Origin of the sequence: Caulobacter sp. SLTY (assembly GCF_009905535.1) — a bacterium.
GTDB lineage: Bacteria > Pseudomonadota > Alphaproteobacteria > Caulobacterales > Caulobacteraceae > Caulobacter.
In genome coordinates this window covers 43,582-65,851 of the sequence record NZ_JAAALA010000007.1, presented here as the reverse complement: position 1 = coordinate 65,851, position 22,270 = coordinate 43,582, and the positions used below count along the sequence as shown (strand labels likewise).

Below are 22,270 nucleotides of genomic sequence, written 5' to 3'. Positions count from 1 at the left end.
TTACTTGCCGGACTGGCAGGCCTTCCACTTGCCGAACGCCGGACGGTCGGCGCTGCGGAGGATCTTTTCGCCATAGCCGAAGTCCGAATAGGGCTCCTTGGCGTCTTCATAGATCCAGAGGGTCTGTTCGGTCGGGTTGACCATGAACTCGGTGTCGCGGTCGCTGCCGATGCTGGCTAGGCCGCAGACGTTGCCGTCGGCGCCGACCTTCACCTTGCGGAACTTGATCTTGTCGGACTTGGCGTACTGCTTGGCGATGGCCAGGCCGGCTTCGGCCTCGGGGCTCAGCGGGTCAGCGGCGACAGCGGCGCCGGCGGCCAGGGCGAGAGCCAGGGCGGGGATCAGGACGAAACGCATCGATTAAGCTCCAAAGATCAGGCTGTTTTGAGGGGGCTCGGCCCAAAGCGGTTGGCGCCGGCCTCGCCGGGCATGACGCCCAGCTCGACCACCGCCCAGACCACAATGGCCGCGAAGATGAAGTCGAAGAAGTGTTCTGGCAACGGCCAGACAGCCACGAAGGCGACAATCACGATGCCGGCCCACCAACCCGACCGACCCCGGTCATGCAACCGCTTGGCCAACAGGCAACAGCCGGCGATCAGCAGGGCGGGATAGACGACCCAGCCGGTGAACCACTGAACCACGCCGGGCACGATCCACAGGTAGAGGTAGGCAATGGCCAGGACCGCCGCGCCGGCGATCACGAAGGGCGTGCGCCCCAACCGTCCGGTCGAGGAGAAGAACAGCTCCGCGAAGTTCAGTTGCCCGTTCATCCGACTCACCCGCCAGGCCCTTCGGCCGCTCCTGTCCTATCTAGGCGAGGGCGGGGTCGCGGGAAAGGTCGGCGCTGCGCGGCGGTTCGCCGAAGCGGTTGTCCTCGGCATCCCCCGGTCCGGTGATCAGGCTGAGGCACAGCCAGATCTGGCCGATCAGCGGCGGCATGGCGAACATCAGCATCCAGCCTGACAGGCCACGGTCGTGACAGCGCTTCACGGCCGCCGCGTTCAGCGTCCACAGCGCATGGGCCGCCACCAGGCAGCCGGCCAGCTTGGCCGCCGCCTCGCCCAGGCCCCGCACGCCGGTCATGCTGGCGAACCCGGCGCCGCCGATCACGATCAGCAGGAAGGTGGCGAAGTAGGTGGCGAACAGGATGCCGATCACGGTCAGCGCGAACTCGCGTCGCCCGATCCGTCCCTCCAGACTGTAGAGATGTGGAACGCCCATCGCCTCAACCCCGCCTGCCTATTCACAATAACGCGGAACCGGGGCTTTTGATCAGGAGGGTAGCCGACAGTCGCGGCAGGTTGTCGCGGCCTGTTACCCGGCCGCCACAGATCGCCCGTCAGGCGAACTCCACCAGCACCTCATCGGCCGCCACGCTGTCGCCGCCCTTGGCCGAGACGGCCTTGACCACCCCGTCACGTTCGGCGCGGATGATGTTCTGCATCTTCATCGCCTCGATGACGCAGACCACCTCACCCTCGCGCACCTGCTGGCCCAGCTCGACGTCCATCGATACCACCAGGCCCGGCATCGGGCTGATGATCATCTTGGAGGTGTCGGCCGGCTTGCGCTCCGGCAGCTTGGTGTGCAGCTCGGCCGAGCGGGGGGTCAGCACCAGTACTTTCGTGCTGGTCGCCCGGTGACGGATGACGAACCCTTCGGCTGCCGGCTTGACCGTCACGGTGAAGGCCTTGCCGTCCAGCTTACCGCGTAGCAGCGGCTGTCCCGGACGCCAGGCCAGGTCGGTCAGCTCCAGGCTGCGATCACCCAGGGCGATGGTCATGCCATCGTCGGTGGCGTCCAGTCGGATGGGGATCTGCCGATGACCGATCACCACCACCCAGTCGCCGCGCTTGCTGGCGCCGATCCGCGACACCTGGATCTGGTGCATCGCCGAAGCGGCGGCGGTCAGGACGTCCAGCGTCTCGTCGCTCGGCGGCGCGCCCAGGAAGCCTTCGGGATACTCGTCGGCAATGAAGCTGGTGGCCAGTTTGCCCGACCGGAACCGGGGATGGTCCATGACCGCAGCCAGGAACGGCACGTTCTGGCCCAGTCCCTCGATGTGGAAATCTTCCAGCGCCCGGCCCATGCCGTCGATGGCCGCTTCCCGCGTCTTGCCCCAGGTGCAGAGCTTGGAGATCATCGGATCGTAGAACATCGAGATCTCGTCGCCCTCGCGCACCCCGGCGTCGTTCCGCACGACATAGCCGTCATGCTCGCCTTCGACCGGCGGGTCGTAGCGGACCAGCCGCCCGATCGAGGGCAGGAACTTGCGATAGGGGTCTTCGGCGTAGATCCGGCTTTCGATAGCCCAGCCGTTGATCTTCAGGTCCTTCTGCTTGAAGGCCAGCGCCTCGCCATAGGCCGAGCGGATCATCTGCTCGACCAGGTCCAGCCCGGTGATCAGCTCGCTGACCGGATGCTCCACCTGCAGGCGGGTGTTCATTTCCAGGAAGAAGAAGCTCTTGTCCTGGCCGGCGACGAATTCCACCGTCCCGGCGCTGTCGTAGTTCACCGCCTTCGCCAACGCCACGGCCTGGGCGCCCATGGCGTCGCGGGTCTTCTGGTCGAGCAGCGGGGAGGGGGCCTCCTCGATAACCTTCTGGTTCCGCCGCTGGATCGAGCACTCCCGCTCGAACAGGTGGACAACGTTGCCATGCTTGTCGCCCAGCACCTGGATCTCGATATGGCGCGGGCTGACGATGAACTTCTCGATGAAGATGCGGTCGTCGCCGAAGCTGGCCTTGGCTTCGGCGCGCACGGCCGGGAAGCCTTCCTCGACATCCTTGCGGTTATGCGCCACCCGGATGCCCTTGCCGCCGCCGCCGGCGGAGGCCTTGATCATCACCGGATAGCCGATCTCCTCGGAGATGCGGACGGCGTGTTCGGTATCGTCAATCTCGCCGATATGGCCAGGCACGCAGGAGACGCCGGCCGCCTGGGCGAACTTCTTGCTCTCGATCTTGTCGCCCATCGCCTGGATGGCGCCGGGGTTGGGGCCGATGAAGACGATGCCCTCATCGGCGCAGCGCTGAGCGAAGCCGGCGTTCTCCGACAGGAAGCCGAAGCCGGGGTGCACGGCTTCCGCGCCGGTCTCCCGACAGGCGGCAATGATCTTGTCGGCCACCAGATAGGACTGGGCGGCGGGCGCCGGACCGATGAAGACGCTCTCATCGGCCATCTCGACAGCCATGCTGTCGGCGTCAGCCTCGGAGTAGACCACCACGGTCTTGATGCCCATCCGGCGGCAGGTCTTGATGACACGGACGGCGATCTCGCCGCGGTTGGCGATCAGAATCTTCGAAAACATCAGGCCGATGAACCCCTTGCGCGCATCATTCTTGCGCGTGGGGGTTAGACCGCCCGGACGGCCTTGGCAACGGCGACGCTAGGTGAGCCTAACCGAGTCTAACGGCCGTGCCACTGGCGCTGACCATCAGCATGCCGTTGTCAGTCCCCAGCGCCTCATAGTCGAGATCGACGCCGATCACCGCTTCGCCCCCGCGCGAACGGGCTTCATCGCACATTTCCTGGATGGCGATGTCGCGCGCCTGCCGCAAGGCCTTCTCATAGCCGCCGGCGCGGCCGCCGATGATGTTGGTGATCCCGGCGAAGAAGTCGCGGAAGATGTGGGCGCCGATGATGGCCTCGCCGGTAACGACACCCAGGCTCTCGACAACCTCGCGGCCGGGGACGGTGGGGGTGGTGGAGGTGATCACGGCGAAGTCTCTCCCTAAGGTATGATTGCGGACGGGCCCGCACGCCTTAGATTGGTGGTCATGACCCAGACCGCCACCCGCTCCGCCCTCGGTTTCGACCTGACCCCACCCGACGAGGCCGAACGAAAGGCCCTGGAGGCCGATCTGAACCAGGAGGAGCGGGAGGTCCTGCTCCACCACGGCACCGAAGCCCCGTTCTGCGGCGGCCTGCTGGGCGAGAAGCGGCCCGGCGCCTACTGCTGCCGGCTTTGCGGCCTGCCGCTGTTCAAGTTCGAAACCAAGTTCGAGAGCGGCACCGGCTGGCCCAGCTTCTATGCGCCCATCGATCCGGCGCATGTGCGCGGCGTCGAGGACAACAGCTACGGCATGCGCCGCATCGAGACCCGCTGCGGCCGCTGCGACAGCCACCAGGGCCACGTCTTCCCCGACGGCCCGCCGCCGACGCGGCTGCGCTATTGCATCAACTCGGTCTCTCTGGAGTTCGTGGGGCAGGGGGAGCCGTTACGTGACCCGCTCGGGCGAGGGGACAAGCTTTAGCCCCCCATCCGGAGGGCGCGGACCCCTTCGAAACAGATCAGGTTGCTCTCATCCCAGGGAGTATCGCCATGAACCGCCGCGCCTTTATCCTGACGTCGACAGCCGCGCTTGCGGCCGGGCCGGTGTTCGCCGCCAAACCGGCCGCCGCCCCGCCGTTCGGGGTCAGCGCCAACGGAGCTGCGGCTTCGCTGGAAGTCCAGACGGCCAAGTTCAAGCAGCAGATGAAGGCCATGGGCTACGGCGGGGCCGACGTCTTCTACGAACTCGCCGGCGCCGCAAGCCCGACCCGGTTCAAGACCGCCGACGATTTGGCGTTCAGCAGCACCGAACCGGCCGACATCGATCCCCAGCTTCGCTTTGGCCTGTTCCGGCTGACGGCGGTGAAGAACACGCGTCGGCTTACCACCGGCAAGGTCAACCCGCTCGGATACGGCACCCGCAACGTGAAAAACCAGGCGGCGGTCGCCTTCACCGCCACGCGGGGCGACGCCGGCTGGACGCTTGCTCCGGCTGAACCCCTGGCCGCCGGTGAATACGCCCTCGCCATCGCCCCCAAGCTCGGTAACAACTCCTGGGGCTGGGGCGGCGCCGGCGGTGGCAACCAAGTTGTCGCGGCTTTCGGCGTGGACTGACATATCGCTTGGCTTGCCAGCCTGCTTTTGCTAACCCCCGCGCCTCACCACGAGCGGTCGTGGCGGAATTGGTAGACGCGCAGCGTTGAGGTCGCTGTGGGGCAACCCGTGGAAGTTCGAGTCTTCTCGACCGCACCATCCTGCTTCGCAGGATGGATATCGTGGAGGGATCGGTCGCGGCGCTCGCTGCGTCTCGACCGCACACGTGAATCAGGGACTAAGCTAGCGCCGTAACGACGCCCAACTTCAGCCAGGAGGCCCCCATGACCCGGGAACACGCCGACCTGACCGAAGAGCTGGAAATCCCCTCCATCGTCGATATTCCCGAGGATCTCGAAGACCTCGCGCTGGGCGACGACTACGCTCTCAATCCCGAATACGTCGAACTGGTGATCGACGCCGCCGATCGGGGCGACGATGACCGGCTGCGCGAGCTGGTCGGGGCGCTGCGTTCGGAAGACGTCGCCGACCTGATGGGCTTCCTGTCCGCCGACTACCGCGAGCAGGTGATTCCCCAGCTCGATCCCGAGACCCTCGGCGAGGTGCTGTCCGAACTCGACACCAACCTGCGCGAAGAGATCATGGAGTCGGTGCCCAGCACCACCCTGGCCCGCGCCCTGGAAGAGATGGACAGCGACGACGCCGTCGACCTGGTCGAGGACCTGGAGGACGACAAGCGGGCCCAGGTGCTGGCCGCCATGGATCACGAGGAGCGTGACGCCATCGTCAGCGCCCTCAAGTACGAGGACGAGAGCGCCGGCCGGCTGATGCAGCGCGACCTGATGGCCGCGCCCAGCTTCTGGACCGTCGGCCAGACGATCGACCACATCCGCTCCTCCAGCGATGACCTGCCGGAGCTGTTCTTCGACGTCTATGTCATTGATCCGGCCCACAAGCCGACCGGGGCCGTGCCGGTGAGCCGCCTGCTTCGCGCCAACCGGGAGCAGCCGCTGGCCGAGATCATGGAGCCGGTCACCGAGATCGACGTCGGGATGGACCAGGAAGAGGTCGCCTACATCTTCGACAAGTATCACCTGATCAGCGCCCCGGTGATCGATAGCGGCGGCCGGCTGGTGGGCCAGATCACCGTCGACGATATTGTCGGGGTCATCCAGGAAGAGACAGAGGAAGACATCCTGGCGCTGGCCGGGGTCAGCGACGCCGGTCGCGATGCCACCATCTGGGGCATTGCCCGCTCGCGCCTGCCCTGGCTGGCGGTCAACACCATCACCGCGGCGACCGCCGCCAGCGTTATTGGCGGCTTCCAGGAGGAGATCGGCAAGATGGTCACCCTGGCCATCCTGATGCCCATTGTCGCCTCACTGGGCGGGAACGCCGGCACCCAGTCCCTGGCCGTGGCCGTGCGGGCCCTGGCCAGCCGGGAGCTCAACGCCTCCAACGCCCTGCGGATCGTGCTGCGGGAGCTGGGCGCAGGGCTGATCAGCGGCCTGACCCTGGCGGCGATCATGGCGCTCGCCGTCTATGTCTTCTTCCACGATCCCAAACTGAGCCTGACGATCGGCCTGGCCCTGATCATCAACCTATTCATCGCGGCCCTGGCCGGGGTGCTGGTGCCCATTGTGCTTGATCGTCTGGGACGCGATCCGGCGGTTTCATCCTCGGTTTTTGTCACCTTCCTGACTGATTTCATGGGTTTCCTGTCCTTCCTGGGGCTGGCGGGCCTGATTCTCCTGTAAGCTGCCGTCATCGAGTGCGCGTAAGCGTCGGAGGCGAAACCGGCCCCTATCTTGCCCGGGGGTACTGGAACGCATCGGCGCTCGTTTCAATTTGGGTCACAATGGGCATGAAACCCCGTCATCAGGTCTCCAAAGCCGCCGTCGAACTCATCAAGAAGTTCGAAGGCTACCGCTCCAAAGCGGCCCAGCTGCCCGACGGCCGCTGGACGATCGGATTTGGTCACACCCTGACCGCTCGCGAGGGCGCACAGGTCTCGGAACAGGACGCCGAGGCGTTGCTGCTCTACGACCTGATCGCCGTAGCCCACGCGGTCAACGAGCAGACCTTCACGCCGCTCACCCAGAACCAGTTCGACGCCCTCTGCTGCTTCGCCTTCAACGTTGGGGTGGACAACTTCAAGCGCTCGAGCGTCCTGCGCCGGGTCAATGAGGGCAGCCTGCTGCAAGCGGCGTGCGCGATGGAGATGTGGCGCAAGGCCGACTTCGAGGGCGAGCGTATCGTCGTGGACGCCCTGGTCCGACGCCGCTCGGCCGAGAAGACCCTGTTCCTGACCCCGGCCGGCGGCTGGGTGCCGGCGCCGTCGCCGATCGTGCGGCCCAAGGTCGACTACGACGCCGTCAACGCCATCCCGCGCCAGACCCCGACCGCCCTGAAGGCTCCGATGACCGGTGAAAAGGCCGTCGTCGAGCGCGAACAGCCCAGGGCCCACTCCGGCGCCGGCGTCATCCCCCTGGCCAGCAGCGCCGTACTGAGCGCCGCCGATCTGGTCGGCGCCAAGCTTGCGCAGATCGTGCCGGAACCGACTTCCGAGCCGGCGCCGCAAGCCGCGCCTGAGCCGGTCGCGGCCATGGCCATCGACGAGTCGATGATCGCCCCCGAGCCGGTGGTTGAGGTCGTCGAGCCGGTCGCGTCCCAGACCGCCGACGAGAGCCTGGCCTGGTCGCCCTCTACCGCGCCGCTGGAAGGCGTCGTCGAAGGCCCAGATGCCGACGAAGACGACCAGGGTGATGCCTATTCCGACCGGGACGACCCGGTGCTGGAGATCGTGCGCACCGCTGCGACTCCGACGCCCGTTCCGGCCGCCGACGCCCTGGCCTTCCCGCCGCCGCCGGCCCCGGTCGAGGCTCTGCCTGAGCAGCCGGCCAGCTACACCCCGTTCCCGGCGGCGCCGGCCCTGGCCGTGGCCGGTGATCGCGCCTTCGTCCTGACGCCCGCGCCCGAGCAGGAGCCGGCACCGACCGCCGCCGAGCAACAGCGCGATCCCTTCAAGTTCGAAGCGGCCAACGAGTCCGAGCCCGGCCTGTTCGATATCTCCAGCCAGCCGTTCGAGCCGGAGATGGCCCCGGTCCGCAGCCAGGGCCTGCTCAGCGAAGACCACATCCGTCGTCTCGTCGAGGAGGACGAACGCGTCCTGGCCGCCAACTTCGACCCGGATATGGACGGCGCCCCGCTGGAGGAAGCCCGCATCGTCGGCCTGCCCTGGATCATCGGCGGCTTGGTCGGCGCGGCGGTCTGCGGCGGTGGCGTCGCCTGGGGCTATTTCGACGACACCGGCAACTTGGTCTCCACCGCCGTGGCCTGGGGCCTTGGGATCACTGGCGGCGGGGTGATGCTGTTCTCGGCCTGGCGCTGGCTGGAAAGCCTAGGCATGCCGCGCCTCGAAGACGAGGAAGAGGATCGGGCCGCCGAGTAGGGCGCGCCTGTTGGGGGCAGTAAGCGTAGCGTAGCGTAAGCGTTGGCGCCCCGTAGGTCTCGCAGACCTGCGGGGCGTCGTGCTATTTGCGCCCCATGACGCACTCCCCCCAGATGGACTTCGGCCTTGGCGAGACCGCCGAGGCGATCCGCGAAACCACCGCCCGCTTCGCCGCCGACCGCATCGCCCCGATGGCGGCCGACATCGACCGCGACAACCATTTCCCCCGCGAGCTTTGGCCCGAGATGGGCGAGCTCGGCCTGCACGGCATCACGGTGGAGGAGGAGTACGGCGGGCTCGGCCTTGGCTATCTTGAGCACGTCGTGGCCATGGAGGAGGTGTCCCGCGCCTCCGCCAGCATCGGCCTCAGTTACGGCGCCCACTCCAACCTCTGCATCAACCAGATCCGCCGCTGGGCCACGCCCGAGCAGAAGCACCGCTACCTGCCCAAGCTGATCAGCGGCGAGCACGTCGGCTCCCTGGCGATGAGCGAGGCGGGCTCGGGCTCCGACGTCGTCTCGATGAAGCTGCGCGCCGACCGCCATGGTGACCGCTACATTCTCAACGGCACGAAGTTCTGGATCACCAACGCCCCCCACGCCGACACTCTGGTCGTGTACGCCAAGACCGACCCCGAGGGGGCCAGCCGGGGCATCACCGCCTTCCTTATCGAGAAGGGGATGAAGGGCTTCAGCGTCTCCAGGAAGCTCGACAAGATGGGCATGCGCGGGTCGGACACCGCCGAGCTGGTGTTCGAGGACTGCGAAGTCCCGGAAGAGAACATCATGGGCCCGCTGAATGGCGGCGTCGGCGTGCTGATGAGCGGCCTCGACTATGAGCGGGCGGTCCTGTCCGCCGGCCCGCTCGGCATCATGCAGGCCTGCCTTGACGTCGTCCTGCCCTACGTCCGCGACCGCAAGCAGTTCGGCAAACCGATCGGCAGCTTCCAGCTGATGCAGGGCAAGGTCGCCGACATGTATGTCGCCCTCAACAGCGCCCGCGCCTATGTCTACGCCGTGGCCCGGGCCTGTGACGCCGGAAAGACCACCCGCTTCGACGCCGCCGGCGCCATCCTGCTGGCCTCGGAGAACGCCATGAAAGTCGCGGGCGAAGCCATCCAGGCCCTCGGCGGCGCCGGCTACACCCGCGAATGGCCGGTGGAACGCTACCTGCGCGACGCCAAGCTCTACGACATCGGCGCCGGCACCAACGAGATCCGCCGGTTCCTGATCGGCCGGGAGCTGGTCGGGGGTTGAGGCGGGCGTTCGTCCTGCTGACGACCGCCGTTGTCCTCGTTCACGGTCCGATCGCGGCCGCTGCGCCGCGCGACCCGTGCTGGACCAAGCCGGACATGTGGGGCGGAACGATCGAGCAAATCCACCCGAAGGCAGAGGAGGCGCCGCCAACGAGGCGCGAGGCCTTCATGCGGGAAGTGGTCGCCTCTCGCCTGTCCGAAGCGAAGGATATGACTTTGCTTGGTTGCGAGGGGCGGGATGAGCCGTGCAGCGCGATCGTCATCGTGTTCAGGCCCTCGAGTGATCCCGACCAGATGACTAGGATCGCCGAGGTGCGGGCTGCCTACGAGGAATGGTTCGGTGGCCGGACAAGCTTGACGCTGCCTAAACGGTGCGCGCGCCACCTGATCGGGCCGACGGTGAAGAGAGCCCCGGACTTGTTTATTTGGTAGCGGGGGGCAAATGGACGGCATTTCCTATCGGAGGCTCGGCCCTGGCGACGAAGCGGTGCTGAACGGCTCCCAGGCCTTCGACCGCCCGGTCGACCCGGTCCAGACGGCCGCCTTCCTGGCCCATCCGGACCATGAGATCGTGGTCGCCATCGACGGCGGGGTCGTGATCGGGTTTGTCAGCGGCGCCAAACTGCTCCACCCCGACAAACCGCCGGCCTTCTTCATCGCCGAGGTCGGGGTCGACGAGACCCACCAGCGACGCGGCATCGCCACCGCCCTGATCGAGCAGATGATCACCGTGGCCCGCGAGCGCGGCTGCCAGGGCGTCTGGCTGGCCACCGAGGTCGACAGCGACCCCGCCCGCGCCCTCTACCGGCGCACCGGCGCTCGGGAGACCGGCGGCATTGTGGTCTACGACTGGGACGGGGCGATGGACGACTAGGCGGGCGCTGCGCTAGACCCCTCCCATGCCCCGCGATGAAGACAAGATCGTTAGCCTCGAGCAGCGCCGCGAAAATCAGAAGCGCGCCGAGGCCCAGGCCAAGCGCGACGCCGAACGCCGCCGCAAGCTCGCCGAACACGGCCCGGCCGGCCCGCGCATCGGCCGGATGATCGGCCAGTTCCTGATGCTGCTGATCGTTCTGGTCGGCGTGGGCTCGATCGCCGCCTGGATCTGGACGCTGGTGCGCTGACAAAAGGAAAGGGCCGGCTCCCTTTCGAGAACCGGCCCCACACCTTGAAACGACGGTCTACCGCCATCTCGGATTTCCAAGCTTAAAGGAGGGCATACCCCCCGCTCGTAGATCCTTGAGCGGTAGCCTTGTGTTCTTGGTGAGACACTGGATCACCTCCTTTCAGCTGATTAACAGGACCCCCAGGATATGGGCGCCTCGCCCGGTCTTGCAAAGGGGTTGTGGCGGAGCACCGCATTTCTCCGTCGCCTGTGGATAACCGGTCACGGGACAGGCGCCACCGAACCGGTGTAGGGCAGGGGGCATGCCGACCTGGGATCCCGACATCTACGAACGCTACAAGGGCTATCGTGACCGCCCCGCGCTCGATCTTCTTCTGCAGATTCCGGCCGACCTGGACCCTCGCACCATCTGGGACCTCGGCTGCGGAACCGGCGAGCAGGCGGCGCTGCTGGCCCGTCGCCACCCGGGCGCCAAGGTTCATGGCCTCGACTCAAGCCCCCAGATGCTGGCCAAGGCCGCCGCCCGGCCCGAGCCGGTCACCTGGGTGCAGGCCGACATCGCCGCCTTCGACCCGCCGCAAGCGCCCGACCTGATCTTCACCAACGCGGCCCTGCAGTGGCTCCCCAACCATGCCGCCCTGTTTCCACGCCTCGCCGCCGCCCTGGCCCCCGGCGGCGTTTTCGCCTGCCAGATGCCGACGGCTTTCGAGACCCGCCACCACCAGGTGCTGCGCGAGACCGCCGCCGAAGGCCCTTGGGCTCATCGCACCGCCGCCGCACGGCTGATCCAGCCGACCCCCAGCCTCGATGACTATTACGGCTGGCTGTCGAGCAGTTGCGCGATGGTCGACATCTGGTCCACCACCTACCTGCACGTCCTCGAAGGCCAGGACCCGGTGGTCGATTGGATGATGGGCACGGCGCTGAGACCCTACCTGGACGCGCTTCCCGACTCGGACGAGCGGGCCGCCTTCCTGGCTGCCTTCACCGCCAACATCGGGACCGTCTTCCCGCCGCGCGAGGAGGGGGTGACCCTGTTCCCATTCCCGCGCCTGTTCATGGTGGCGCGGCGCTAGTCGAAGACGGCCGCGGTGCTGTCCTCCGACTGCCCGCCGTCTCGCCACCGCAGTTCGTGGTAGAGCGCTGCCGCGCCGAATGCGGTCACCAGATGGCTGACGGTGTTGACCAAGGGGGAAAGGATCACGTCTACAAAAGTGGAATTCAGCTGATCCTGGACGTTGAGAATGTAGATCACCACACTCGGGACCGCGCTGACGACCACACCAATCACACAAGCGGCCAGCACCTTCCATCGACGCCCCTCGGTCAGGTCTCCGCTTTCGTTGATGGCGTCCAAAACGCCCTCGCGACGACTCATCTGCGCCGGAATCGCCACGCACCACAGCACCGCCAGATAGACGCCCGGAACCACCAGGAAGATCAGCCCGATGATTACGCCGATCCCGGTCAGGATGCTGATCACCAGCACATAGGCAAACCGCTCCCCGGCCGCCCGCAAGCTCTGCAGGAACGGCGTATCTCGACCCGCCTGCCGCTGTTGTGCGGCGTGGATGATGGTCGCCTGCGCCAGCAACAGCGGAACCCACAGCAGGAGTTGAAGAATTGTCGCCCAGATGGTCGTGATCCGCCCCTGGTTGATGGCCCACGCCGCGCCCATTTCCGGCAAAGCGCTCAGCAGCAGCATGATCAGGATCGCCGGTGCTGCCAGGGCCCGGAATGACGCCAGCGCCCGGTCGATCACCCGGCCGACGCTGATGTCTCGCCGCGCACTCATGCCTTCACCCGCCTCAACTCCGTCACCGGCCGTTCCAGCTTTTCCAGCTGAGCCATCGTGGCCGCATATCCGGCCGCCGCCGCCACCTCGAACGCCTTCCAGTCCCGGATGTCGATGTGATCGACGTCGGGCAGCACCAGCAGGTCCGTCGCATCCCGCGCGGCGATCACCTCGCGGTTGGTCGACAGGGTCGCCGCCCGCATCAGCAGCGCCACGATCGGCGGTCCCTTCCGCCACTCCCCCGACAGCACCCATTTCCACAACGAAGGGATGGAGATGTCGTCCGAACTGATGCTGCGCCCCCGCGTCACATCCACCCCCACCACCGGCCCCCGCTGCAGGCTGCGCATGATGTCGGCCGGGAAGTTCTTCATCACCGCCCCATCGACCAGCACATCGCCGGCCAGCGTGCTTGGCGGCATCACGCCGGGCAGGGCGATGGTCGCCCGCAAGGCGTCACGCAGCCGCCCCCGCTGGTGCAACTGGTAGCCGCCCGAGGTCAGGTTCGAGGACAGGCAATAGAAGGGCAGCCACAGGTCCGGGATCGCGACCTCGCCGAAATGCTCCTCCAGCCGCTCATCCACCTTCCGACCGCCGGTCAGGGCGAGAAGCGGAAAGGCGATGTCGTCCAGGGGGCTGGTCTCGACGAACGCCTTGCGGATGCGCCGCTCCAGCTCCTCGCCGTCCCAGCCCATGGCCAGGCTGGCGGCGATGATCGCCCCCATCGAGCAGCCGCCGACGAAATCGACCGGCGTGTTCGTCTCTCTCAGCGCCCTCAGCGCGCCGATATGCGCATAGGCCCGCGCCCCGCCGCCCGACAGCACCAGCCCCACCGAACGCCCGGTCAGGACCCGCGCCAGCCGCGCCGCGCACGGCTGGGAATCGGTCCGCATATGGAACAGACGCGCCGCGCCCGTGGCCTCCAGCCAGGCCTCCGACCCTTGCGGATGGTTCCGTCCGGCGGGCTGCAACAGGATCAGGTCGACCAGCTTGTGGGCCTCCAGGGCCTCCGCCATGGGCTCCAGCGTGGCGGCGGGCGGCGGGCGGTCGCCGCGCCCGACGCGGAACAGCCGGTCCACCTGCCGCCCGACCACCTGTTTCCAGGCGTTCTCCCCCGCCTCGCCCACATAGAGGACGAACTCGTGGTCGGCTTCCACATTGCTGAACCACTCGGTCGGCGCGCTGGCCGCCTCGGAACCGACCACCGTCACCGCATGGCCCATCTCGGCCATCGACCGGGCGATCCGCCCGACCAGTGGCCGGATCTTCCCTGTCCCTTCGGCGGCGGTGAAGCCGAACACCGCCGGGTCCCCGGTCGAGGCTCGCGTACTGGCCGAGCGCGCCCGGTTGAGCATCAGCCGGGCGATCTCGATCATCACGTCCGGATCGCTGTCCGCGGCGTCGAAGAACTGGTCGGCCGACAGCGACAGGATTTCCGAATCCCGCAGCGCCACCACCCTGGCGGTGTGCGCGGTTCCGCCGATCATGGCCATCTCGCCGGCCGGTTCGCCCGGACGGATCACCCCAACGAACTGCCGGTCCAGCCCCTCTTCCTTGCGAAACGCGCCCAGCTTGCCCGCATGGACCAGGAAGATCTGCCCCGACCGCTCCCCGGCCTCAAACAGCACCATCCCGCCCGGGAGTGAGAACCAGCTGGCGCGCCCGGCCTCCAGCTCCCGCTCGAAGAGCCGGGTCAGCGCGGTGTCCTGCCGATAGGTGTTGGTCCCGACCACTGGGCGGACGCTATCCTGAGTCAGCGGCCGCCGCGACGGCCATTGTTGGCCGGAAAGACACGGGCTATCCCTCCGTAATGCCGAAACTCACCTCCGCCATCGACACGTCCGGCGAGTCCTTCGCCCGCAACGCCGCCGTCAATCGCGGCCTTGTCGAGGAGCTCCGCGAGCGCGTCGCCAAGGCGGCCCTTGGCGGCCCCGAAAACGCCCGCCAGCGCCACACCTCGCGCGGCAAGCTCCTCCCCCGCGAGCGCGTCGAACGCCTGCTCGACCCCGGCTCGCCGTTCCTGGAGATCGGCCAGCTGGCCGCCTTCGACCTCTATGACGGCGAGATCGCCGCCGCCGGCCTGATCTGCGGCATCGGCCGGGTCTCGGGCCGCGAGGTGATGATCGTCGCCAATGACGCCACGGTGAAGGGCGGCACCTACTACCCGATGACGGTCAAGAAGCACCTCCGCGCCCAGGAGATCGCCCAGCAGAACCGTCTGCCCTGCATCTACCTGGTCGACAGCGGCGGCGCGAACCTGCCCCACCAGGCGGAAGTCTTCCCCGACCGCGATCACTTCGGCCGCATCTTCTTCAACCAGGCCCGGATGAGCGCCGAGAACATCCCCCAGATCGCCTGCGTCATGGGCTCCTGCACCGCCGGCGGCGCCTATGTGCCCGCCATGAGCGATGAGACGGTCATCGTCCGGGGTTCGGGCGAAGAAAGCCAGGGCACCATCTTCCTGGCCGGCCCGCCGCTGGTGAAGGCCGCCACCGGCGAGGTCATCTCCGCCACCGACCTTGGCGGCGCCGACGTCCACGGCCGCCGCTCCGGCGTGGTCGACCATGTCGCCGCCAATGACGAGCACGCGCTGGAGATCGTCCGGGGCATCGTCGCCAACCTGAATACCGTGAAGCCCCAGGAACTGGACGTCCGCGAGCCCCGTCCGCCCGCCTTCGACCCGTCCGAACTGTACGGCATCGTCCCCGCCGACGTCCGCGCCCCCTACGACGTCCACGAGGTCATCGCCCGCATCGTCGACGCCAGCGAGTTCGACGAGTTCAAGGCCCTCTACGGCACCAGCTTGGTCTGCGGCTTCGCCCGCATCTGGGGCTATCCGGTCGCCATCCTGGCCAACAACGGCGTGCTGTTCAGCGAAAGCGCCCAGAAAGCGGCCCACTTCATCGAGCTGGCCTGCAAGCGAAAGATTCCGCTGGTCTTCCTGCAGAACATCTCCGGCTTCATGGTCGGCGGCAAATACGAGGCCGGCGGCATCGCCAAGGACGGGGCCAAGATGGTCACCGCCGTCGCCTCCGCCAACGTGCCGAAGTTCACCGTCCTCATCGGCGGCAGCTTCGGCGCCGGCAACTACGGCATGTGCGGCCGCGCCTATTCCCCGCGCTTCCTGTTCACCTGGCCCAACAGCCGCATCAGCGTCATGGGCGGGGAGCAGGCGGCAAGCGTGCTGGCCACTGTCCACCGCGATGCCGACAAATGGACAAAGGACGAGGAAGAAGCCTTCAAGGCGCCGGTGCGCCAGAAGTACGAGGACGAGGGCAATCCGTACCACGCGACGTCGCGGCTTTGGGACGACGGGGTGATCGACCCGGCCCAGACGCGGGATGTGCTGGGCCTGGCGATTTCGGCCTCACTAAACGCCCCGGTGCCGGAAACGCAGTTCGGCGTCTTCAGAATGTAGCCCTGTACTACAAAAAGCCCGTCATCCCGGCCGTAGGGCGAAGCCCGGAGAGCCGGGACCCAGGGGTTGCCGCGCACCGGCCACAAAGCCGCGTTCGATATCGAGATCACGCACCCCCTGGGTCCCGGCTCTCCGCCCGGCTTCGCCGAGCTGCGGCCGGGATGACGGAAGATTTGCGGGGACTTAAGTAGGCCGGTCGGCCTACTGATTGAGCGTCTCATACAGATCGAGCCACTGCGGGTTCTCCCTCTCGATCAGTCCCAGCTTCCACGCCCGCCGCCACCGCTTGAGCCGCTTCTCGAACGCTATGGCCTCCAGGGCCGATTGAAACTCCTGATACCAGACCAGCCGCTTGATCCCGTACTTACTGGTGAAGGCGCTGCCGCCGCCTTCCTTGTGCATCCAGACCCGATGCGCCAGATGCCCAGTGACCCCGACGTACAAAGTCCCATTGCGTCCGCTCGCCAGCATGTAGACGTGGAAAACTTTGTCCATCCCCACCTCCCGTCATCCCGGCCGTAGCTCGGCGCAGCCGGGCGGAGAGCCGGGACCCAGGAGGGCGAGAACTCGCTGTCGCAGCCGCCCACGCGCGCCGCCCTGGGTCCCGGCTCTCCGGGCTTCGCCCTCCGGCCGGGATGACGGAAGAGTAGAGCAGGAACAAACAAAGAACAATGATCAACGAACGCTTCACGCCACTCCCAATCCGCCGTACCAATCCCCCCATGACCAACCCCATCGCCGACCCCCTCGTCGAAGTCCCCGACACCGACGCCCTGTCCGACCTCGTCCTGCTCGAGGCGACCCCCGACGGGATCGCCACCGTCACCCTCAACCGCGCCGCCAAGAAGAACGCCTTCAACGCCGAGGTGATCGCCGCCCTGCATCAGACCTTCGAGACCCTGCGGGACGCCGACGGCGTGCGGCTGGTCTTCCTGACCGGCGCTGGCGACGCCTTCAGCGCCGGGGCGGACCTGGAATGGATGAAGGCCGCCGTCGAGTGGTCGGAGTCGGACAACCGCGAGGACGCCATGGGCCTGGCCTCCATGCTCAAGGCCCTGCACGACCTGCCGCAGCTGACTGTCGCCTTGGTCGACGGCCCGGCCTTCGGCGGCGGCGCCGGCCTGGCGGCGGCCTGCGACATGGCCGTGGCCACCGAACGCTCCACCTTCGCCTTCTCGGAGGTGAAGCTCGGCCTCACCCCAGCGACGATCAGCCCCTATGTCATCCGCGCCATCGGCGCCCGCAACGCCAAGGCGCTGTTCGCGACCGGCCGGGTCTTCACCGCAGCCGAGGCCCAGGGCTTCGGCCTGGTCGGCCAGGTGGTTGCCGATGCCGCCGCCTTCGACGCCGTCCGAGCTGATCTGAGCACCGCCATCAAGGCCTGCGCTCCCGGCGCCGTGGCCGACGCCAAGGACCTGGTCAACGACATCGAGGGCGCCGAGATCGACCGCGGTGTCATGGAAGAGACCGCCAAGCGCATCGCCGCCCGAAGGGTCAGCGAAGAGGGCAGGGAAGGCGTCCTGGCCTTCCTCGAGAAGCGCAAGCCGGGCTGGGCTGAGTAGCCATGGCGAGGGGGGCGAAGACGACCGAACCGACCGAGGCCGCGGCGGCCCCCAAACGCCCGCGCAAGCCGCGCGCGCCCAAGGCCGCCCCGGCCGAGGCCGCCGCTGGTCCCGCCGTCGATCCGGAACACCCGACACCCGGCCAGCCGCCGGCTCCCGCCGACCCCGGGAAGACCTGCGCCAACTGCGTCACGCCCCTGGTCGGCCATTACTGCCATGAGTGCGGCCAGCAAGCCCACCTGCACAACAAGCTGGGCCATCTGCTGCACGAGTTCGTCGAGGGCATCGCGCACTTCGACGGTCGCCTGTGGCGCACCCTCCCACTGCTGGCCTGGCGGCCGGGCCGGCTCAGCCGCGACTGGATCGAGGGCAAGCGCGCCCGCTATGTCGCCCCGCTGCACATCTTCCTGTTCGCCGTCTTCCTGATGTTCACCATCCCGGCGCTGATCCACTACCCGGAAGGCGACGCTGTGAACATCAATGGCGTCAATGTCGTGAAGGGCAAAGAGGCCCGCGAGCTGATGTTGAAGCAGCAGCACGAGCGCGTGGAGGCGATGAAAGCGAATCCGGGCGAACCCGTCGACGGGCCCGAGAAATTCGCCACGGACGCCGAAGCCGTGATCATGAAGAAGGTCGAGAATTTCGACTATTACTTCTACAAGGTGAAGACCCTACTCTACAAACTCAGCTTCCTGATGGTCCCCGTCTCGATGGCCATCCTTTGGCTTCTGCTGATCTACAAGCGCGGCTACAGCCTCTACGACCATGCCACCGTAACGCTGTACGGTCTGGGCTTTCTCTCCCTGCTCGTCGCCCTCGGCTTCATGCTGCCGCCAGGCCTGCGCGGTGTCTGGACGTTCTTCTGGATGCTGTTCGTCCCCGTCCATGTCGTCCGGCACCTGAAGGTCGCCTACAGCATGAGCTGGCCTGGCGCGGTCGGCATTGGAATGCTCATGGGCTTCCTCACGCTTATCGGACTCGGTCTTTTCTTCGCGGCCGTCGTCGCACTCGGCGTCTTCGGCTAAGAAGGCCCCATGATCGAGAGTCTCCTGATCGCCAACCGGGGCGAGATCGCCCGGCGCATCATCCGCACCGCCCGCAAGCTCGGCGTGCGCACCATCGCCGTCTACTCGGACGCCGACGCCAACGCCCCCCACGTCCGCGAGGCGGACGAGGCGGTGCACATCGGCCCGTCCCCGGCGCGCGAAAGCTACCTGGTCCCGGAAAAGATCCTCGCCGCGGCCAGACAGACGAACGCCGCCGCCATACACCCCGGCTACGGCTTCCTGTCGGAGAACGCGGCCTTCGCCCAGGCGGTGATCGACGCCGGCCTCGTCTGGGTCGGCCCGCCGCCGGCCGCCATCGACGCCATGGGTCTGAAGGACGCCGCCAAGAAACGCATGGCCGACGCCGGCGTCCCGGTCACCCCCGGCTACCTCGGCGACGACCAGTCCCCCGAGCGCCTGCAGAAGGAAGCCGACGCCATCGGCTACCCCGTGCTGATCAAGGCCGTGGCCGGCGGCGGCGGCAAGGGCATGCGCAAGGTCCTCAACGCCAGCGAGTTCGCCGCCGCCCTGGCCAGCTGCCAGCGCGAGGCCGCCGCCAGCTTCGGCGACCAGAAGGTGCTGATCGAAAAATACGTCACCCGCCCCCGCCACATCGAGGTGCAGGTCTTTGGCGACCAGCACGGCAACGTCGTCCACCTCTTCGAACGCGACTGCTCCCTCCAGCGCCGCCACCAGAAGGTCATCGAGGAAGCCCCGGCCCCCGGCATGGACGCCGCCACCCGCGCAGTGGTCTGCGAGGCGGCCGTCAAGGCGGCCCGCGCCGTCAACTACGAAGGCGCCGGCACCATCGAATTCATCGCCGACGCGTCCGAGGGCCTGCGGGCTGACCGCATCTGGTTCATGGAAATGAACACCCGGCTGCAGGTCGAGCACCCGGTGACGGAAATGATCACCGGCCAGGACCTGGTGGAATGGCAGCTGCGGGTGGCCAGCGGCGAGCCGCTGCCGCTGACGCAGGACGAGCTGCAGATCGACGGTTGGGCGATGGAGGCGCGGCTGTATGCGGAGAACCCTGCGACCGGCTTCCTGCCCAGCACGGGGCCGCTGGATATCTTTCACCTGCCCGACGACGAAGCCCGGGTCGATAGCGCCGTCGTGCAGGGCGGCGAGGTCTCGCCCTTCTACGACCCGATGATCGCCAAGATCATCGTCCACGCCGAGAATCGCGAAATGGCGGCCGAAGACTTGGCGCAGGCCTGCGCCACCGTGGAAGTCTGGCCGGTCAAAACCAACGCTGGCTTCCTGTCCCGTTGCGCCAGCCATCCCGACTTCATCTGCGGTGACGTCGACACAGGCTTCATCGAGGCTCGCCTGGATTCTCTGGCCGGCGCCCGCGAGCCCAGCTCGGCCGCCATTGCCGCCGCCGCTGGTGGGCTGATCGACGAACAGGCCTATCGCTCCGGCGCGCCGCAAGCTGCGGGTTCGCCCTGGAATACTCAGCCGAAGGGGCTGACCGGGTTTCGCATGAGCGCTTCGGCGCAGGCGCCATTTCGCATCGCCACGGCCGACCAGCGCTTTGACGTCGGCCTCAGCGGCGGACACGACGGCCACTGGACCTGGTGGTCGATCAAGGTTGGCGACGAGACCGTGAAGGTCGGCCCGCTGTCCGACGGCGTCTGGGTCGGCGAGGACCTGCTTTCGACCGCCTCGACGGACGATGAGTTCATCGTCTTCGAGGGCGGCGACGCCTTCGCCTTCCACCTGCCCCGGGCGACCGGCGACTCCGCGGCCGGGGCATCCGACGGCTCCATTCTCTCCCCCATGCCTGGCAAGATCGTCTCCGTCTCGGTCAAGGCCGGCGACACGGTGACCAAGGGCCAGACCCTGCTGGTCCTAGAGGCCATGAAGATGGAACACGCCCTGGCCGCCCCCTTCGATGGTGTCGTGGCCGAGCTCAACGCCGTGCCCGGTGGGCAGGTGAGCGAAGGGGTGGTGCTGGCGAAGCTCGAAGCGGCCTGACCCCCACAACCGTCTTCCCGGCCGCAGGGCGAAGCCCGGAGAGCCGGGACCCAGGGGGCGTGGTCTCGCTGCTTCAGCCGCCGTGCGCACCGCCCCTGGGTCCCGGATCGCCCCTTTCGGGTCGTCCGGGATGACGGAGTAAAGGGCGGAAATTCCTGGATAACTTGAATACTCTAGACATATTCCCGCACCCCGACGCGGCTGGACCGTCGCCCCCCGTAGGTCGCTCCGGGCTGTTTTCGACCCACATCCGCAGTCGGTCGACCTACAGTCCAACCTACGCCCCGACCCACATCCGCCGACACTCGGCCAACGCAAAAGCACGCGAAAACAACACCCTAGCCAAACCCGATTGCGGTATAATGGTCAACCGCTTCGATGGCTCTTCCATCCGTAGCCCCAGGGCTTAAATCCCGCCCCATGCCGCTCCACATCATCAAGCTCTGCGTCGGGGTCGAAAGCCTTCAGGAGCTGCGCGACTGGCGCGCCCAGCGGGCCGCCCAGGGCCATCCGTCCTACTGTCCGACGCGGATGGCGCCCAAACGCGCGGCCGAAATTCTCGACGGCGGATCGCTCTACTGGGTGATCAAGGGCCAGGTCCTCGCTCGCCAGACCATCACCGACATCCTCACCGGCCAGGCCGGCCACCAGCCCGTGCGTTTCATGCTGGCCCCGGACCTGATCGAAACCGCCCCCCAACTCCGCCGGCCCTTCCAGGGCTGGCGATACCTCGACCCCAAGGACGCCCCGCCTGACCTCGCCAACGGGGCAGGGGAGGTGATGGATCAGGACCTGGCGAAGCAGCTGCGCGAACTGGGGGCGTGGTAGGTCAAACCGCCCAGTTGTCGATCAGCCGGGTCTTGCCCAGCCACGCCGCCACGAACAGCCGCGCGCCGGCGCCTACGGGTCCCGGCCCCAGCCGCTCCATGGTCTCCCCATCATGCGCCTGCACATAGTCGACCGGCCCAAAGCCCGCCGCTTCCAGCCGGGCGATCGCCTCCGCCTCCACAGCCTCGGCCGCGACGCCGGCGCGCAGCCGCTCCACCGCCTGGGCCATCACGACCGGAACCAGCGCCGCCGTCTTGCGCTCTTCCACCGACAGGTAGGCGTTGCGCGAAGACATGGCCAAGCCGTCCGCTTCCCGCACCGTCGGCCCCCCGATGATCTCCGTCGGCAGGTCCAGGTCCCGCGCCATCCGCTTGATGACCAGGAGTTGCTGGTAGTCCTTCTCCCCGAACAGGGCGACGTCCGGCCCGCACTGGATGAGCAGCTTGGCCACCACGGTCGCCACCCCGCCGAAGAATTGCGGCCGCTTCTCCCCTTCCAACGGCCCCGAGACCCCGTCCACCGCCACCCGCGTGGCGAACCCCGGCGGATACATCTGCGCCACGCCCGGCGCGAAGATCAGCGCGCAGCCGGCCTCACCGAGCAGCGCCGCGTCGCGTCCTTCGCCGCGCGGATAGGCGTCGAAGTCCTCGTGCGGGGCGAACTGGGCCGGGTTGACGAAGATGGAGGCGACCACGTGGCTCGCCCGCTCCAGCCCCAGTTTCACCAGCGACAAGTGGCCGGCGTGCAATGCCCCCATGGTGGGAACCATGGCGACAGTTTCGCCTGCCGCGCGCCAGGCCGCGACCCGTGCGCGCAGATCGGGTACAGTCCGGACGATCTGGGGGCTGCCGGCCATGGTCCGCCTCCTTGTGGCGTAAGGGGTTCGGCTTATGGCGCGTGACGGGGTGCCAAGTCCAGACGCGGCGGGTGCGTCCACACGCCTGTGGACAACCGGGCGGGTCGCGTTGACCCCCATGA

General features: G+C 67.5%; 23 protein-coding genes and 1 tRNA gene. 15 read left to right on the top strand and 9 right to left on the bottom strand.

What is annotated here, in order from left to right; genetic code table 11:
- The 5 genes from GVN21_RS05655 to GVN21_RS05635 form a co-directional block, all read right to left on the bottom strand.
- Positions 1-357, bottom strand: coding sequence for a hypothetical protein (locus GVN21_RS05655; RefSeq protein WP_166573750.1), 357 nt, complete (start codon positions 355-357; stop codon positions 1-3).
- A gap of 17 nt (positions 358-374) precedes the next feature.
- Entirely contained in the window at positions 375-773 is a 399-nt protein-coding gene (locus GVN21_RS05650) for a DUF805 domain-containing protein (protein ID WP_166573749.1), read from the bottom strand.
- 40 nt (positions 774-813) lie between these two features.
- Positions 814-1,224 (bottom strand): DUF805 domain-containing protein, encoded by a 411-nt coding sequence (locus GVN21_RS05645; protein WP_166573748.1) that lies wholly within the window; start codon positions 1,222-1,224, stop codon positions 814-816.
- Positions 1,225-1,342: 118 nt separating this feature from the next.
- A complete protein-coding gene (locus tag GVN21_RS05640; RefSeq protein ID WP_166573747.1) occupies positions 1,343-3,313 on the bottom strand; it encodes an acetyl/propionyl/methylcrotonyl-CoA carboxylase subunit alpha in 1,971 nt (656 codons plus the stop codon).
- 88 nt (positions 3,314-3,401) lie between these two features.
- Positions 3,402-3,722, bottom strand: a complete 321-nt coding sequence (locus GVN21_RS05635; protein ID WP_166573746.1) for a heavy metal-binding domain-containing protein — start codon at positions 3,720-3,722, stop codon at positions 3,402-3,404.
- A gap of 60 nt (positions 3,723-3,782) precedes the next feature.
- Here GVN21_RS05635 and msrB point away from each other — a divergent pair, with 60 nt between their 5' ends.
- From msrB to GVN21_RS05585, 10 genes are all read left to right on the top strand, one after another.
- Entirely contained in the window at positions 3,783-4,259 is a 477-nt protein-coding gene (gene msrB / locus GVN21_RS05630) for a peptide-methionine (R)-S-oxide reductase MsrB (RefSeq protein WP_166573745.1), read from the top strand.
- Positions 4,260-4,327: 68 nt separating this feature from the next.
- Complete coding sequence (locus GVN21_RS05625; protein WP_166573744.1) at positions 4,328-4,891, top strand: hypothetical protein; 564 nt, start codon at positions 4,328-4,330, stop codon at positions 4,889-4,891.
- A 53-nt stretch (positions 4,892-4,944) separates the two neighbouring features.
- Positions 4,945-5,029 (top strand) — tRNA-Leu (locus GVN21_RS05620).
- Between the two features lie 125 nt (positions 5,030-5,154).
- Positions 5,155-6,588, top strand: coding sequence for a magnesium transporter (mgtE, locus tag GVN21_RS05615; protein WP_166573743.1), 1,434 nt, complete (start codon positions 5,155-5,157; stop codon positions 6,586-6,588).
- Positions 6,589-6,695: 107 nt separating this feature from the next.
- The gene (locus tag GVN21_RS21150; RefSeq protein ID WP_205689948.1) at positions 6,696-8,282 is read left to right on the top strand and encodes a lysozyme; all 1,587 of its coding nucleotides are present in this window, start codon (positions 6,696-6,698) and stop codon (positions 8,280-8,282) included.
- A gap of 95 nt (positions 8,283-8,377) precedes the next feature.
- Entirely contained in the window at positions 8,378-9,538 is a 1,161-nt protein-coding gene (locus tag GVN21_RS05605) for an isovaleryl-CoA dehydrogenase (protein WP_166573742.1), read from the top strand.
- Complete coding sequence (locus tag GVN21_RS05600) at positions 9,535-9,969, top strand: hypothetical protein (protein ID WP_166573741.1); 435 nt, start codon at positions 9,535-9,537, stop codon at positions 9,967-9,969. The genes GVN21_RS05605 and GVN21_RS05600 overlap by 4 nt, the downstream gene beginning before the upstream one ends.
- A 10-nt stretch (positions 9,970-9,979) precedes the next feature.
- Complete coding sequence (locus GVN21_RS05595) at positions 9,980-10,411, top strand: GNAT family N-acetyltransferase (RefSeq protein WP_166573740.1); 432 nt, start codon at positions 9,980-9,982, stop codon at positions 10,409-10,411.
- A 25-nt stretch (positions 10,412-10,436) separates the two neighbouring features.
- A complete protein-coding gene (locus GVN21_RS05590) occupies positions 10,437-10,661 on the top strand; it encodes a hypothetical protein (RefSeq protein ID WP_166573739.1) in 225 nt (74 codons plus the stop codon).
- A 304-nt stretch (positions 10,662-10,965) separates the two neighbouring features.
- Positions 10,966-11,739 carry a methyltransferase domain-containing protein gene (locus GVN21_RS05585; RefSeq protein ID WP_166573738.1) on the top strand — a complete coding sequence of 258 codons (774 nt, stop codon included), beginning with the start codon at positions 10,966-10,968 and terminating at the stop codon, positions 11,737-11,739.
- On the opposite strand, the gene GVN21_RS05580 is transcribed toward GVN21_RS05585, so the two are convergent.
- Both GVN21_RS05580 and GVN21_RS05575 read right to left on the bottom strand, forming a co-directional pair.
- Positions 11,736-12,458, bottom strand: coding sequence for a hypothetical protein (locus GVN21_RS05580; RefSeq protein WP_166573737.1), 723 nt, complete (start codon positions 12,456-12,458; stop codon positions 11,736-11,738). The two genes, GVN21_RS05585 and GVN21_RS05580, sit on opposite strands and share 4 nt — an antisense overlap.
- On the bottom strand, positions 12,455-14,191 hold the full coding sequence (locus tag GVN21_RS05575; protein ID WP_346764223.1) for a patatin-like phospholipase family protein: 1,737 nt from the start codon (positions 14,189-14,191) through the stop codon (positions 12,455-12,457). The genes GVN21_RS05580 and GVN21_RS05575 overlap by 4 nt, the downstream gene beginning before the upstream one ends.
- Before the next feature lie 77 nt (positions 14,192-14,268).
- Here GVN21_RS05575 and GVN21_RS05570 point away from each other — a divergent pair, with 77 nt between their 5' ends.
- Positions 14,269-15,876 (top strand): carboxyl transferase domain-containing protein, encoded by a 1,608-nt coding sequence (locus tag GVN21_RS05570; protein WP_166573736.1) that lies wholly within the window; start codon positions 14,269-14,271, stop codon positions 15,874-15,876.
- Between the two features lie 201 nt (positions 15,877-16,077).
- On the opposite strand, the gene GVN21_RS05565 is transcribed toward GVN21_RS05570, so the two are convergent.
- On the bottom strand, positions 16,078-16,371 hold the full coding sequence (locus GVN21_RS05565) for a GIY-YIG nuclease family protein (protein WP_166573735.1): 294 nt from the start codon (positions 16,369-16,371) through the stop codon (positions 16,078-16,080).
- Between the two features lie 227 nt (positions 16,372-16,598).
- Between GVN21_RS05565 and GVN21_RS05560 the strand changes: the two genes are divergently transcribed.
- The 4 genes from GVN21_RS05560 to GVN21_RS05545 all read left to right on the top strand — a co-directional run bounded on the left by GVN21_RS05560 (position 16,599) and on the right by GVN21_RS05545 (position 21,292).
- Entirely contained in the window at positions 16,599-17,438 is an 840-nt protein-coding gene (locus GVN21_RS05560; RefSeq protein ID WP_166573734.1) for an enoyl-CoA hydratase-related protein, read from the top strand.
- A 2-nt stretch (positions 17,439-17,440) separates the two neighbouring features.
- Positions 17,441-18,463, top strand: coding sequence for a DUF3667 domain-containing protein (locus GVN21_RS05555; RefSeq protein WP_166573733.1), 1,023 nt, complete (start codon positions 17,441-17,443; stop codon positions 18,461-18,463).
- A 9-nt stretch (positions 18,464-18,472) separates the two neighbouring features.
- Positions 18,473-20,464, top strand: coding sequence for an acetyl/propionyl/methylcrotonyl-CoA carboxylase subunit alpha (locus tag GVN21_RS05550; RefSeq protein WP_166573732.1), 1,992 nt, complete (start codon positions 18,473-18,475; stop codon positions 20,462-20,464).
- A gap of 420 nt (positions 20,465-20,884) precedes the next feature.
- The gene (locus GVN21_RS05545) at positions 20,885-21,292 is read left to right on the top strand and encodes a DUF1489 domain-containing protein (RefSeq protein ID WP_166573731.1); all 408 of its coding nucleotides are present in this window, start codon (positions 20,885-20,887) and stop codon (positions 21,290-21,292) included.
- A gap of 1 nt (position 21,293) precedes the next feature.
- Here GVN21_RS05545 and panC read toward each other — a convergent pair whose 3' ends face one another.
- Positions 21,294-22,148: a pantoate--beta-alanine ligase gene (gene panC, locus GVN21_RS05540; protein ID WP_166573730.1), complete on the bottom strand. Its 855-nt coding sequence runs from the start codon at positions 22,146-22,148 to the stop codon at positions 21,294-21,296.
- Positions 22,149-22,270 lie beyond the last annotated feature (122 nt).